Annotated in this window: 2 protein-coding genes; both read left to right on the top strand. The window is 69.8% G+C overall.

Annotated features, from left to right (window positions below; genetic code table 11):
* Positions 1–82: 82 nt before the first annotated feature.
* A complete protein-coding gene (gene lnt / locus DBO33_RS27340) occupies positions 83–1813 on the top strand; it encodes an apolipoprotein N-acyltransferase (protein ID WP_234391068.1) in 1731 nt (576 codons plus the stop codon).
* 360 nt (positions 1814–2173) lie between these two features.
* Positions 2174–16003 carry a non-ribosomal peptide synthetase gene (locus DBO33_RS27335; RefSeq protein ID WP_107657637.1) on the top strand — a complete coding sequence of 4610 codons (13830 nt, stop codon included), beginning with the start codon at positions 2174–2176 and terminating at the stop codon, positions 16001–16003.
* Positions 16004–16156: the final 153 nt, after the last annotated feature.

Raw genomic sequence — 16156 nt, 5'->3', positions numbered from 1 at the left:
GTGCCCGGGATGACAGCAGACCATCGAGCTAACGCAGCGGGGTTGTCCTCCGGTGCTCCGCAGCGAAAGGCAACCACTCGTGGTGCGTGAACGACTATCGGCCGCGCTGGACCGGTACCCCGTGCTGTGGCGGTCGGTGTCGGCGATCCTGGCCGGACTGTTGCTGTTCGGCAGCTTTCCGCCGCGACCGTGGTGGTTCCTTGCGCCGCTGGGCATTACGGTGCTCACGCTGACGGTGCGGGGCAGCGGGCGGCTGCGCGGTGGGTTCGGGTACGGGCTGCTGGCCGGTCTCGCGTTTTTCGTGCCGCTGTTGCCGTGGACCGGGATCTACGTCGGACCGCTGCCTTGGCTGGCGCTTTCGGCGGTGTGCGCGGTGTACATCGGGCTATTCGGGCTGATGGCGCGCCTTCTGGGAAGAATGCCCGGCTGGCCGCTGTGGGTGGCGCTGGCGTGGGCGACCGCGGAGTGGGCTCGGTCCAGCTTTCCCTTCGGTGGGTTCCCGTGGGGCCGTTTGGCGTTCGGGCAGGCCGACGGATGGTTCCTGTCGCTGGCCTCGCTCGGTGGCGCACCGCTGGTCAGCTTCGCGGTGGCCCTCACCGGAACCGGTGCCGCAGCACTGATTTCGGCTATGTGGCCGAGACGGCAAGCGAACTATCGCACGAGCGGTCCGGATGATGTTCGCGCGGAGTCGAATAGCGGTGCCGCGTCGACCGAAGACGCTGCCGCGCGCAGCGGTAACTCCGAAGTCCCCAGCCGAGCGGCGGAGACCTCGGGGATCGCCGGGACACGTCGCCTGCGCACCGCAGTGGTCACCGCAGCAGTCACAGTGGTCCTCATGCCGGTCGCCGGCCTGCTGCTCGGCTCCGCACTACCCGACCCGGATCGCGGCGACCGCACCATCACCGTGGCCGCGATCCAGGGCAGCGTCCCGCGCCTCGGACTCGATTTCAACGCGCAACGGCGCGCCGTCCTGGACAACCACGTCCGCCGCACGAAAGAACTGGCGCGCGCGGTGGAGGCAGGGCAGGCGAAGAAGCCGGATGTGGTGATCTGGCCGGAGAACTCCTCCGATATCGATCCGCTGCGCAATGCCGACGCCGCGACCCTGATCACCGAGGCGTCCGAGCAGATCGGCGCGCCCATCCTGGTCGGCGCGGTGCTGGTGAACGGCGATCGCACCACGACCAACTCGGTGATTGTGTGGAACGGCGTGGCGGGCCCGGGGGAGCGGCACGACAAGAAGATCATCCAGCCGTTCGGCGAGTACCTGCCGATGCGCTCGTTCTTCCGATTGTTCTCCGAATACGCCGACCGCGCCGGATATTTCGTGCCGGGCCACGGCGACGGCGTGGTGCAGGCCGCCGGCATCGATATCGGCGTCGCGACCTGCTACGAGGTCGCTTTCGACCGCGCCTTCGAGGACGCGATGCGCGCGGGCGCCCAGCTGCTCACCGTGCCGACGAACAACGCGACGTTCGGCGACAGCGAGATGACCTACCAGCAGCTGGCCATGTCGCGCATCCGCGCCGTCGAGCACGGCCGCGCCCTTGTTGTCGCGGCGACCTCCGGGGTGAGCGCGATCATCGCCGCGGACGGCAGCGTGCGGCAGGAGACCCCGCAGTTCGTGCCCGCCGCCTTGGTCGCCGATCTACCGTTGCGCACCAGCAACACGCTCGCGACTCGCGTCGGTCCCGCACCGGAGGTCGTCTTCGTCGTGCTGACCGCCGCCGCCCTCGTGGCCGCCGTGGTTCGGCGTCGGCGGGCGCACACCGCGGCTGCCCCGCGCACCGAGATCGGGCAACCCGTTTCCTGACCGGCCCGAATACGGACCGAACACTCGGTATTTTCTGTGGCAGCTGTAGCCATATTGTGATGTAGCGCATGATTCGCCGAAACCGATGGGGTACGCGGCCGTTTTCTTGTCGCGTCACCTATCTTCCTGGCCTTTTTCCGAGGCGCGTGCCCTAATCGCCCGGTTCGCGAGGATGTAGCTAGTCAAAGTCACGGTGTGCCAACGGCGTTGGATGTGAAACAAATCCAACACGGCGGCAATCCGCCCGTTCCGACGCTCCGAATCATCTGTCGTGGATCCCGTCCATGATCGGCGCCTGCGCGCCGGTCGTGCGGCGGTTGCTAGGGGAGTTGCGTCAACAGAGGCAGAACGGAGTGATTGATGAGTTCATTGGCCACGGACCGCGTCGACCAATGTTCATCCGGCGAATTTTCGGCACAACCGTTCGCTTTGTCGCCGGCGCAAACGGCGCTCTGGTACGCGCAGCGAATCCGCCCGGATGTGCCGCTGACCATCGCCCAGTATGTGGAGATCCACGGTGACCTGGATGTCGGGCGGCTGCTCTATGCGATCGAGCGCTTCGGCGCCGAGACCCAGGTCGGCCAGATACGGCTGCTGGAGATCGATGGCATCCCGCATCAGCGCGTCGACAGCACCCGCCGCCCCGGCTGGGCCCGGCTCGACCTGCGCGCCGAGGCCGACCCGAAGGCGGCGGCGCTGCGCTGGATGAACGAGCACGCCAGCTCGCCGATCGATCTGGAGCACGATCCGCTCACCACCAATGTGGTGCTGCGGACCGGAGATGCGGACTACATCTGGTACGCCCGTGCCCATCACATCGTGATCGACGGCTACGGCGCGATGAACGCGCTCACCCGCACCGCCGAGATCTACACCGCGGTGGAGAACCACACCGAGCCGGTGGCCTCGCGGGCCACCCCGCTGGTCGAGATGTACGCCGACGAGCTGCGCTACCGGGATTCCAGCCGGTTCCGCGCCGACCGGGACTACTGGCTCGAGCAGCTGGCGGGCGCGGGCGAGCCGATGAGCCTCAGCGGCGCCACCGTCACCGCCGCGACGCACGAGGCGGGCAGGCGCACCGCTACCGGTGTGCTCGACGACCGGTGTCAGTCCGCGATGAACGAGGCGACCGCCGCCTTCGGCACCGCCAACTCGGCGCTGTTCGTCGCCGCGCTGGCCGCGTATGTGCGGTCGGTGACCGGTAACCCGGATGTGGTGCTGAGCCTGCCGGTGTCCGCGCGCACCACCGTGTCGCTGCGGCGCTCGGCCGGTGTGGTGTCCAATGTGGTGCCGATCCGGCTGAAGTTCACCGCCGACACCACCGTCGCCGACGTGGTGAAGGCCACCGAACTGCAGATCACCGGCGCGTTGAGACATCAGCGCTACCGCCACGACGACATTCGCCGCGACTGCGGCTACTCCCGCGACGCGCGCGGCTTCTTCGGCCCGATGGTCAACATCATGTTGTTCCACAACGAGCTGAAGTTCGGCAGCCTGGTCGGCTCGCTGAACGTGCTGGCCACCGGCCCGGTCGAGGACCTGTCGATCAACCTGTACAACGGCGTCGGCAACCGCATCCACGTCGACTTCGAGGCCAACGCGCGGCTCTACAGCGAGACCGAGGTGGCCACCCACCACGACCGCTACCTCGATTTCCTCACCCGTTTCCTCACCGCCGCGCCGGACACCCGCGCGGAGACGCTCACCGCGATCACCGCGGCCGAACGCAGCCGGGTCCTCTACGACTGGAACGCCACCGAGACCCCGCCGCACCTCGGCACGCTCGCGAGCCTGTTCGCCGAGCGGGCCGCGAGCTGCCCCGACGCCGTCGCCCTCGAATTCGGCGACGAGACACTCACTTACGCCGAACTCGACGACCGCGCCAACCGGCTGGCCCGGCTGCTGATCACCCGCGGCGCGGGCCCGGAGACGGTGGTCGCGCTGTGCCTGCGGCGCAGCATCGAACTCGTCGTCGGCATGTACGCGATCGTCAAGTCCGGCGCGGCGTACCTGCCGCTGGACCCCGAGCACCCGGCCGAGCGCATCGAGCAGATCGTGCGCCAGGCCGCACCGGTCTGCGTGCTCACCGCCGACCGCGACGCGCTGACCCTGTCCGTGAGCAGCCTCGCCATCGACGCGGTCGATCTGTCGCGCTTCGACGGTGCCCCGATCACCGACGCGGACCGTATCGCCGCCTTGCGGGCCGACCACCTGGCCTACGTCATCTTCACCTCCGGGTCGACCGGAAAACCCAAGGGCGTCGGCGTGACCCACGCCGCGATCGTCAACCGGCTGCGCTGGATGCAGCACGAGTACCCGCTCGACCACGCCGACGCGGTATTGCAGAAGACCCCGGCGACTTTCGACGTCTCGGTGTGGGAGTTCTTCTGGCCCTTGCAGATCGGCGCGCGGCTCGTGGTCGCCGAGCACGACGGGCACCGGGACCCCGGCTATCTTGCTCGCCTTATCACCGAAAAGCACATCACCACAGCGCATTTCGTGCCGTCCATGCTGTCGGTGTTCGTCACCGACACCGATGTGCGCGGTTGCACGGCGCTGCGTCAGGTGTTCTGCAGCGGTGAGGCGCTGCCCGCCGCGACGGTGCGCGACTTCTACGCCGCGCTGCGCTCACCCATCGTTCCCAGCACTTCGCAAACCGCCCCCAGGCACCACCCGGCGTTGCACAACCTCTACGGCCCAACGGAAGCCGCGGTCGACGTCACCTACTGGCCCTGCCCCGCCGACCCGGCGAGCGTGCCGATCGGCTCGCCGGTCTGGAACACCCAGACCTACGTGCTGGACGCCCGCCTGCGACCAGTGCCGCCCGGCGTCGTCGGCGAGCTTTACCTGGCCGGCGTGCAGCTGGCCCGCGGCTACCTCGGCCAGCCCCGCCTCACCGCCGACCGTTTCGTGGCCAACCCGTTCACTCCGGGTGCCCGCATGTATCGCACCGGCGACCTGGCTCGCTGGCAGCTCTCGGCCGAGCACCCCGGCGTGCTGGAGTACATGGGCCGCAGCGACTTCCAGGTGAAGATCCGCGGCCTGCGCATCGAACTCGGCGAGATCGAGGCGGCACTGCTCGCCGACGACCGGGTGGCCAGAGCGGTCTGCGTGGCGCACACCGGGCGCAACGGCGACGAACTGGTCGCCTACGTCGTCGCGACCCCGGACGCCGAGGACTATCGCCCGCCGACCCCGTCGGCCAGCACTCCGCATCCGGTGTCCCGGATCGACACAGCCGCACTGCTGACCGCGCTGCGTCGTACCCTGCCCGCGTACATGGTGCCGTCCGCGCTGATGGAGCTCGACGAGCTGCCGCTCAGCGCCAACGGCAAGATCGATCGCAAGGCGCTGCCCGCTCCCGTGCTGGGCTCGCGCTCGGCAAGCAGGTCCACCGCCGAGCCGCGCACCGAGGTGGAGCGGGTACTCGCAGGCATCTTCGCCGAGGTGCTCGGCACCGACGACTTCGGGGTCGAGGACAGCTTCTTCGACCTCGGCGGCAACTCGCTGATCGCCGCCCGTGCGGTGGCCAGGATCAATGCCGCCCTCGGCACCGGACTCACCATCCGCGACCTGTTCGAGGCCTCGACCATCGCCGCGCTCACCGAGTGCTTCGCCACGCACACCACCGACGTCGCCTCGCCGAAACTGATCGCGGGCGAACGGCCGGAACGGATTCCGCTGTCGCTCGCTCAGCAGCGACTGTGGATCCTGAACCGGTTCGCCGAACACGCCGCTGCGTACAACATGCCATTGGCCGTCCGGATCGAGGGCGCCCTCGACGTCGAGGCACTGCGCGCCGCGCTGATCGACGTGATCGAACGGCACGAGAGCCTGCGGACCACCTTCCCGGAGGCGGCGGACGGACCGTGCCAGCTGATCCATCCGGCCGCCGAGATCCCGCTCACCCTCGACCCGATCGACGCCACCGGCGCCGACGTCGCGGCGCTGGCCACCGAGTTCGCCGGCTACGGCTTCGATCTGCGCATCCAGGCGCCGATCCGGGTGGCGCTCTACACCACCGGGCCGGACCAGTGGGTGTTTCTCCTTGTGCTGCATCACATCTGCGGTGACGGCTGGTCGATCGCGCCGCTGGCCCGGGATCTGATGACCGCGGTCTCGGCGCGCAGCGAGGGTGCCGCGCCGCAGTGGACGCCGCTGCCCGTGCAGTACGCCGATTTCGCGCTGTGGCAGCGCGAGTTGCTCGGCAATGAGGCCGATCCGGCCAGTGCGCTGAGTGCCCAACTGACGCACTGGCGTTCGGCGCTGGCCGGGCTGCCGGACCAGCTCGACCTGCCGCTGGACCGTCCGCGCCCGCTGCGCCGCTCCACCACCGGCGCAAGGGTCGAGTTCACCATCGCCCCGGAAATCCGGCGCGCCGCAGGCGAACTCGCGGCCTCCCGCGGCGTGAGCATGTTCATGGTGCTGCACGCCGCGCTGGCGACGTTGCTCGCGCGGCTGTGCGCGAGCACCGACATCGCCATCGGCACGCCGATCGCCGGCCGTTCCGACCCGGCGCTCGACGAGCTGGTCGGCATGTTCGTCAATACGCTGGTGCTGCGCACCGAGGTGGACCCCGCCGCGGGCTTCGACCGCATGCTCGACGTGGTGCGCGAGGCCGACCTCAACTCCTTCGCCAACGCCGACGTGCCGTTCGAGCGGCTGGTCGAGGTCGTCAACCCGGAACGCTCCGCCGCCAGGCATCCGCTGTTCCAGGTGATGCTGTCCTACGATCGCGCACCGGACCTGCGCGTGGAGCTGTCCGGCTTGCGCGCCGAGGTGCTGCCGATCGTCTCCGACATCGCCAAGTTCGACCTGCAACTGGTGGTGCACGACGATATTTCCGACGGGCCGCTGACGGCCGAATTCGGCTATGCCACCGACATTTTCGACAAGTCGACGGTCGAGTCCTTCGCCCGCCGCTTCGTCGCCGTGCTCAACGCGGTGGTCGCGGCGCCGAGCCTGCCGATCGGTGATCTCACCATCCTGGACCGCCGCGAACTGGCCAACCTGGTGCCGATCGCGGGCTCGCCCGCCGAGCCGTTCAGCACGCTGGCCCAGCTGCTCACCGACACCGCCGAACGACTGCCGGACGCGGTGGCGGTGCGCTACCTCGGCACCGACACCACCTACCGCGAGCTCGACGAGACGTCGAACACGCTGGCGCGCGCCCTGATCGAGCACGGCGCGGGCCCCGAGGTGGTCGTCGCGATCGCGCTGCCGCGTGGCCTGGACGCCATCACCGCGGTGTGGGCCGTCGCGAAAACCGGTGCGGCTTATGTGCCGATCGATCCGGGCTACCCCGGCGAGCGGATCGCGCACATGATCAGCGACTCCGGCGCCATGCTCGGCCTCACCGACGCGGAATGCCTTGCGGCCATGCCAGAATGGCCCGCGCCGCGCGGCAAGCACCGTAAGCACTCGGTCGATTGGCTGGTGCTCGGCTCCGCGGAGCTGGCCGAAGAATGCCTGAACTACACCAGCGCGCCGATCACCGACGCCGATCGGCATCTCCCGCTGTGCACGGTGCATCCGGCGTACCTGATCTACACGTCGGGCTCGACCGGCACGCCGAAGGCCGTGGTGATCACCCACGCCGGGCTCGCGTCGCTGGCGAACGAGCAGACGCATCTGTTCGGCGTCTCGGATTCGGCACGGACACTGCACTTCTCGTCGCCCAGCTTCGACGCGTCGGTGCTGGAGCTGCTGCTCGGGTTCGCCGCGGGCGCGACCATCGTCGTCGCCCCGGCCGACCTGTACGGCGGCGCCGAACTCGCCGCATTCCTGCGGACGGAACGGGTCACCCACGCCTTCATCACCCCCGCCGCGCTCGCGACCGTGCCCACCGAGGGCCTCGACGAGCTCGAAGCGGTCATCGTCGGCGGTGAGGCGTGTGCCGAGGAACTGGTGGAGACCTGGTCGATCGAGCACCGCATGCACAACATGTACGGGCCATCCGAGGCGACCGTCGCGGCCACCGCGACCGGGCCGCTGGTGCCGGGCCGCCCGGTGCCGCTGGGCAGGCCGATCCGCGGCATGCGGTTGTTCGTGCTGGACGGCCGACTGCACCCGGTGCCACCGGGGACGCCGGGCGAGCTGTACCTGTCCGGCCCCGGCCTGGCGCGCGGCTACCACGGCCGCTACAGCCTGACCGCACAGCGCTTCCCGGCCAACCCGCACGGCAGGCGGGGCGAGCGCATGTACCGCACCGGCGACCTGGTGGTCGTCGAGCCGGGCGGGCAGCTGCGCTTCCTCGGCCGCGCCGACGACCAGATCAAGATCCGCGGCTTCCGCATCGAGCTGCGCGAGATCGACCACGTGCTGCGCGCCCATCCCGGGGTGAGCTTCGCGCTCACCGTGGTGCACACCGACGAGCAGGGCCAGCCGCGGCTCGCGTCGTATGTGACCGCGGACGAGCCGGTGACGGCGGCGGAGGTGATCGAGACCGCGCGTCAGCGGTTGCCCGGATACATGGTGCCCGCCTCGGTCACCGTGCTGGACGAACTGCCGGTCACCCCGGCGGGCAAGCTGGACCGAAAGGCGTTCCCGGAACCCGTTTTCGCCGCCATCGGGTCCTCCCGCGCGCCGAGCACCGAGCTGGAGTTGCGCGTCGCCGCGGTGTTCGGCGACATCCTCGGCCGCCCGGTCACCGGCGCGGAGGACAGCTTCTTCGATGTCGGCGGCAACTCGCTGCTGGCCACCCGACTGGCTGCGGCACTGCACGCGGAATTCGGGGTCGACCTGCCGGTGCGGGCGATCTTCGAGGCGCCGACCGTCGCCGGTGTCGCCGAGCGGCTCACGGAAGCGCCCCGGACGCAGCGGTTGGCGCTGGCTGTGCAGACCACGCGTCCGGGACGCATTCCATTGTCGCTGCCGCAGCAGCGACTGTGGTTCCTCAATCGATATTCTCCCGAATCGAGCGCATATAACATCGCTTTCGTTATCCGAATCTCCGGTGATTTGGATGTGCCCGCGCTGCGTGCCGCGCTCACCGACCTGGTGGAGCGACACGAGGTGCTGCGCACGGTGTTCCCGGAGGACAACGGCGGCGCACAGCAGTCGGTGCTGCCGACCGCTCGCGCGCTGCCGACGGTCGAGCCGATCGACGCCGACGACGCCGGTGCCGTGGCCGCGTTGCGCACCCTCGCGCACACCGGCTTCGACCTGGTCCGCGACACCCCACTGCGAACGACGTTGCTGCGCACCGGCTCCGAGCGCTACCTGCTCGGCATCGTGGTGCATCACATCGCCGCCGACGGCTGGTCGCTCGGCCCGCTGACCAGGGACCTGGCCGCCGCATACGTAGCCAGGCACGAGGGCTCCGCGCCCGGCTGGGCGCCACTTCCGGTGCAGTACGCCGACTTCGGGCTGTGGCAGCGCGCCTGCCTCGGCGACGAGAACGATCCGGGCAGCCTCGCGGGCAACCAGCTCGAGTACTGGCGGACCGCGCTGGCCGATCTGCCCGCGGAACTGCCGTTGCCCTACGACCGGCCGCGGCCCGCGGAACCGACCCAGCAGGCGGGCGCGGTGAAATTCACCGTGCCGGAACCGGTTCAGCACGCCCTCGCCGAATTGGGCCGGGATCAGGGCGTCAGCATGTTCATGGTGCTGCGCTCGGCCCTCGCTGTGCTGCTGCGCGCGGTAACCGGCGGTCGTGACATCGTGATCGGCACGCCGGTCGCGGGCCGCACCGATACCAAACTCGACGAGCTGGTCGGCATGTTCGTGAACACGCTGGTGCTGCGCTCCGATGTCGACCCGGACCGCACCTTCGCCGGCCTGCTGCGCGCCGATCGGGACACCGAGCTGGCCGCGATGGCGCACGCCGATATTCCGTTCGAGCGCATTGTGGAGGAGTTGGGCGGCGAGACACGCAGTTCCGGGCGGCACCCGCTGTTCCAGGTGGCGCTGAGCGTGCAGGACGGACCAGTCCCGACGCTGGAATTGCCCGGTCTCGCACTGCGCGCCGAGGAACTCGACATCGCGCTGGCCAAGTTCGACCTGGAGCTGCGGGTCGCCCACATCGGCTGTGACGCGGGGCCCGGCGAACCCGGTCAGGCTTTCGAATTCGTCTACGCCGCAGAGCTGTTCGACGAATCGACGATCCACACGCTGGCCGACCGGTTCCTGCGGGTGCTCGCGGCGGTCACCGCCGATCCGCGAGTCCTGGTGCGCGACATCGACACTCGCACCGAGCGGGAGCGGCGGCTGTTCGCCCCGGCGACCGGCGGCGCGACCATGCCGCAGTGCACGCTGCCCGCGTACTTCACGGCGACCGCGCACATGCACCCGCATCGCACCGCCCTGCGGTCGGGCACCACCACGCTGACCTACGCCGAGGTGGACCGCCGCTCGAACCGGCTGGCGCGCGCCCTCATCGCCCGGGATATCGGCTCGGGCGACCGGGTCGCGCTCGGGCTCACCCGCTCGATCGAGTCGGTCCTCACCGTGCTCGCGGTGGTCAAGACCGGTGCCGCGTTCGTGCCGGTCGACCCGACCTATCCGACGGACCGGATCCGGCACATGCTCACCGACGCGGGCTGCTGGGTCGGCGTCACCGTCACCGCGCATGCCGAGCAGCTGCACGCGGCCGCCTCGGACGGCCCGGTGACCGACTGGGTGCTGCTGGACGACCCCGACTTCGCCGCCGAACTGGACAGCCACGACGACGCGCTGGTCGACGACCTCGACCGGTTGTGCACCATCGAGGTGGACGATCTGGCCTACCTGATCTACACCTCCGGTTCGACCGGAAAGCCCAAGGGCGTCGCGGTCACCCACGCGGGGCTGTCCAATTTCGCGGACGAGCTGCGCGACCGGATGCGGGTCGACCGCGAGTCGCGCACGCTGCACTTCTCCTCGCCCAGCTTCGACGCCGCGGTGCTGGACCTGCTGCTCGCGGTGGGTTCCGGTGCGGCCATGGTGATCTGCCCGCCCGGGATCTACGGCGGCGACGAGCTGGCCGCGCTGCTGGAACGGGAGCGGATCACGCACACCTTCCTGACCCCGGCCGCGCTGTCCACCATCGACCGGGACCGCTGGCCGCTGCCGCAGCTGCGTGCGCTGATGGTCGGCGGCGAGGCATGCTCGCCCGATCTGGTCGCCCGCTGGGCGCCGGGACGGGCCATGCTCAACGGCTACGGGCCGACCGAGATGACGGTCGTCGCGAGCATCGCGTCGCTGACCGCCGACCGGCCCGTCACCATCGGCACGCTGGTTCGCGGGGCGCGGGCGCTGGTCCTCGACGAGCGGCTGCGTCCGGTGCCGGTGGGCGTGCCCGGCGATCTGTACCTGGGCGGGCACGGGGTGGCCCGCGGTTACTTCGACCGATTCGGGCTCACGGCAACACGTTTCGTCGCCGATCCGTTCGGCCCAGCCGGCGCGCGGATGTACCGCACCGGTGACGTGGTGCGCTGGAACAACGCGGGCGAGCTCTGCTATCTCGGCCGCAGCGACCATCAGGTGAAGGTGCGCGGTTTCCGCATCGAGCTCGGCGAGGTCACCGCCGCGCTCGGTGAGCATCCCGGCGTGCGGTTCGCGCACACCGAGGTGCGGCAGATCGCGGGCGTGGATCGCATCGTGTCGTTCGTGCAGCCCTCCGACGAGCACGCAGGTGTGGATGTGGAGGCGGTGCGCGCCCATGTGGGCGCGCTGTTGCCGTCGCACATGGTGCCCGCGAGTATCACTGTGCTGGAACACATTCCGCTGACCCCGGTGGGCAAGCTGGATACCGCCGCGCTGCCCGAACCGCGGCTCGTCGCGGACGTCGCGTCGCGTGCGCCGGAGACCGCGTCGGAGCTGCTGGTCGCCGAGGTGATGGCGGAGCTGGTCGGCGTCGACGCGGTGCAGGCCGGCGACAGCTTCTTCGATATCGGCGGAAACTCGCTGCTGGCAACACAACTCGTCGCCCGGCTGGCCGCGGCGACGAACATCCGGCTCGAGGTGCGCACCGTGTTCGCCGCGCCACGGGTGGCCGAGCTGGCGGCACTGCTCGACTCGGGTCCCGGTGGCGCGGAGGCGCGTCCGGCTTTGGTGCGTCGCCATCGTCCCGAGCGGGTTCCGTTGTCGGCGGCGCAGCGTCGGCTGTGGTTCCTGAACCGGTTCAACGGATCCGGCGAGGCGGCCGAGCAGACGGCGGGCGCGTACAACGTGCCGGTCGTGCTCCGGATGAACGGCAAGCTCGACGTGGACGCGCTGGTCATGGCGCTGCACGCGGTGCAGGCCCGCCACGAGACGCTGCGCACCGTGTTCCCCGAGACCAACGGCGAACCGGCCCAGCAGGTGCTCGATCTGGCCGCCGCCGCGATCACGCTGTTCGTCGCGACGGTCACGCCCGGCGAGGTCGACGATGCCGTACGGCGTTTTGCCGCACCGGGATTCGACCTGGCCGGCATGGTGCCGATGCGGGCCGCCTTGATCTCGGTCTCGCCCTACGGTGACACCGGCGTGCAGAACCCGGCAGAGGTGTCCGACGAGCACGTGCTCGTGCTGGTGGTGCACCACATCGCGATGGACGGCTGGTCGCTCGAGCCGCTGGCGCTCGACGTGGCGACCGCCTACCGGGCGGCCTGCGCGGGCCGGACACCCGAGTGGACCGAGCTCACGGTGCAGTACGCGGATTACACACTGTGGCAACAGGATGCGCTCGGTGCCGAGCATGATCCCGGCTCGGTGCTGAGCCGCCAGCTCGACTACTGGCGGCGCACCCTGGACGGCAGCCCCGAGCTGTTGACCGTGCCCGCGGACCGGCGGCGCCCACCGGTGCCGTCCTACCGCGGCGGGCTGGTCGAATGCGCGGTCGACGCAAACCTGCACCGGGCCTTGCGGACCGTGGCGACCAGCAACAACGTCAGCATGTTCATGGTGCTGCACGCCGCGCTCGCGGTGCTGCTGCACCGGATGACGGCCACTGACGACATCGCCGTCGGCACGCCCATCGCCGGGCGCGGCCATCCCGCGCTGGACGGGCTGATCGGCATGTTCGTCAACACGCTGGTGCTGCGCACCCGGATCGATCCGGACGCCAGGTTCACCGATCTGCTGCACACCGTCCGCGACACCGATCTCGACGCGTTCGCGCACGCCGACGTGCCGTTCGAGCGCCTCGTAGAGGTGCTGAATCCGGCCCGGTCCCAGGCCCATCACCCGCTGTTCCAGGTGATGCTCTCGGTGCAGAACCAGCCGGTGCGCGGGCTCGACCTGCCCGATCTGCGGATCGAGGCGGCCGATGTGGACACCGGTATCGCGAAGTTCGACCTCCAGTTCACGCTCACCGAAACACAGACGCCGGAACGGGATCCGGCGGGCATCACGCTGTCGGTGAACTATGCGAGCGATCTGTTCGACGAGCAGACCGCGTTGCGGCTCGGCAAGCGGCTCACCAGGCTGCTCGCCGCCGTCGCCGCGAATCCGACTACCGCCGTTGGTGATCTGGAGCTGCTGGATCCTGCCGAATGGTCCGGGCTCGCCCCGGTTCGTGGTGCGGAGCCGGACCGGCCGATCACCTTCCCGGAGGTGTTCGAGGCGGCGGTGAACGTCGACCGCAAGGCGATCGCGTTGCGCGCCGAGGACACTCAGGTGAGCTACGACGCGCTCGACCGGTGGACGAACCGGTTGGCGCGGGTGCTCATCCGGCAGGGTGTCGGTCCGGAAACGCTGGTGGCGCTGGGTATTCCGCGGTCGGTCGAGTCGGTGGCCACGGTGCTCGCGGTGGCGAAGGCCGGTGCCGCGTTCGTGCCCGTCGATCCGCTGTACCCGGCGCATCGGATCGAGCACATGCTGTCGGATTCTGGTGCGGCACTGGGCATCACGCTCGGCGACTATCGGGACGAGCTGCCCGACGGTGTGGACTGGATCGTGCTGGACGACGCGCACTTCCGCGGCGTCGTGCTCGACACGTCGGATGCGCCGATCACCGCGGCGGAGCGCACCGCGCCGCTGCGGGTGGACAATCCGGCCTACGTGATCTACACGTCCGGTTCCACCGGCACCCCGAAGGGCGTGGTGGTCACCCACGGTGGGCTGTCCAACTTCGCCGCCGAGACCGCGCAGCGGTTCGAGGTCCAACCGGGTTGCCGCGTACTGCATTTCGCGACGCCGAGCTTCGATGCGGCGATGCTCGATCTGCTGTTCGCGCTCGGCGGTGCGGCCACACTGGTGATCACGCCGCCCGGTGTGGTCGGCGGGGAAGACCTGGCCAGGGTGTTCATCGAGGAGGCGATCACCCACGCGTTCATCACCACCTCGGCGCTGGGCACGGTGGACCCGACCGGGGTCACCTCGCTGCGGCACGTGCTGGTCGGCGGCGAGGCGCTGCCGCCGGACCTGGTGACGCGGTGGGCGCCGAACCGCAACCTGTACAACGTGTACGGGCCCACCGAGACGACCATCGTCACGGTGATCGGGCAGCCGTTGACGCCGGGTGGGCCGATCACCATCGGTGGTCCGATCCGCGGGGTCAATGCGGCCATCCTGGACACGCGGCTGCACCCGGCGCCGGTCGGCGTCACCGGTGAGTTGCATCTGGCCGGTGCCGCGCTGGCGCGTGGTTACCTGAATCGGCCGGGGCTCACGGCGCAGCGGTTCGTCGCGAATCCGTATGGCAAGCCGGGGGAGCGCATGTATCGGACCGGCGATCTCGTGCGCTGGTGCGCCGGGCAGGCCTCGCTGTCGGCGGGGCGCAGCACGGGCTCGGGCCGGGAGATCGAGTACGTCGGCCGCACCGATCATCAGGTCAAGATCCGCGGTTTCCGGATCGAACTCGGCGAGATCGACGCGGCGCTGGCGCGGCACGAGGCGGTGGAGTTCGCCACCACCATCGGGCATCGCACGCCCGCGGGTACCACCGCGCTGGTGTCGTATGTCAAGGCGCGCAACGGTGTCGAGGTGACAGCGGTCGAGCTCACCGAGCACGTCGCCGGGCTGGTGCCGAATTACATGGTGCCGCAATCGGTCATGCTGCTCGACGAGGTACCGCTGAGCCCGGTCGGCAAGCTGGACCGGAAAGCGTTGCCGGAACCGGTGTTCACCGCAATCGAGGGGTACCGGGCACCAGCCACACCGACGGAGGTCGCGCTGTGTGCGGCGTTCGCGGCGGTGCTCGGTTTGGAAGTGGTGGGCGCCGACGACGGGTTCTTCGAGCTCGGCGGTAACTCGCTGCTGGCCACCAAAGTTGTTGCGCAGGTGCGGGCGAACGGCCTGGACCTGCCTGTGCAGCTGATGTTCGGCGAAGCGACTCCGGCGGCCATCGCCGCGCGGCTCGACGGTTCGGGTGCGGGTATCGCGGCGGCGCTGGGGCCGGTGTTGCCGATCCGGCCGACCGGTGCCGCGGCACCGCTGTTCTGCATCCATCCGGCGATCGGGCTGGCCTGGTGCTACTCGGGGCTGCTCGCGCACCTCGGGCCGGACCGTCCGGTGTACGGGTTGCAGGCGCCGCACGTCGCGGGCGAGGACGGGTTCGCCTCGATCGCCGAGGCCGCGGGACAGTATGTGGCACATATCAAGTCGATCCAGCCGATCGGGCCCTACCACCTGCTCGGGTGGTCGCTCGGCGGCCTCATCGCGCACGAGGTGGCGGTGCGGTTGCAGGAGTCCGGTGATCAGGTCGCGCTGCTGTCGATGATGGACAGCTACCGGCTCTCCGACGCTTGGCTCGAACACGCGATCCCCAGCGTGGCCGAGATCATCGAGGAGTTCGGCAGCGATCAGCTCGACACACCGATCGATCCGGCGATGAACCTGCGCGACGCGGCGGAGCTGCTGCGCACGCGGCCGGGACCGTTCGCGGCGCTCACCGTCGAGCACCTCGAGCGGCTCTACGCCGGCTACACCAACGGCACCCTGCTCGCGCACAGCTTCCGGCCCCGCGTCTTCGACGGCGATCTGCTGTTCTTCACCGCCGCCGCGGACGAGATCAACCGGGCCGACCCGGAGCGCCGCGCTCTTGCCTGGCAGCCGTTCGTCACCGGCGACATCCACGACCACGAACTCCCGTGCAGACACTCGGCGATGACCGCACCCGAATCGCTCGCCGCGATCGGCCCGGTGCTGCGGCGCCGGCTGGACGGCGAGCCCGAGCACCCGTCCGCCAACGGGTTGCATCCGGTTAACGGGGATGCGAAGCGGGGGAAGAACGGCTCACGATCCGAGAAACCTGCCATCGGGATCCGAAAGAAGGAGAAGCAAAGGTGAGTAGACCGGACTGGATGGTGGGGGGAGTCGTGAGCGAGTGTCAGCGAGGGAGCCGGAGGCGTGGTGCGTCTAGGTGCACGGCGGGGTTGAGTGCCAGCGGGGTGGGGTCGTGAGCGAGTGTCAGCGAGGGAGCCGACGGCGTGGTGCGTTTAG

Origin of the sequence: Nocardia suismassiliense (genome assembly GCF_900269665.1) — a bacterium.
Taxonomy (GTDB): Bacteria; Actinomycetota; Actinomycetes; order Mycobacteriales; family Mycobacteriaceae; genus Nocardia; species Nocardia suismassiliense.
This window is presented reverse-complemented; position numbering and strand designations above follow the sequence as displayed.

Coding starts and splice junctions, on each gene's coding strand:
- DBO33_RS27335 (WP_107657637.1), top strand. CDS start 2,174: ATGAGTTCATTGGCCACGGACCGCGTCGACCAATGTTCATCCGGCGAA.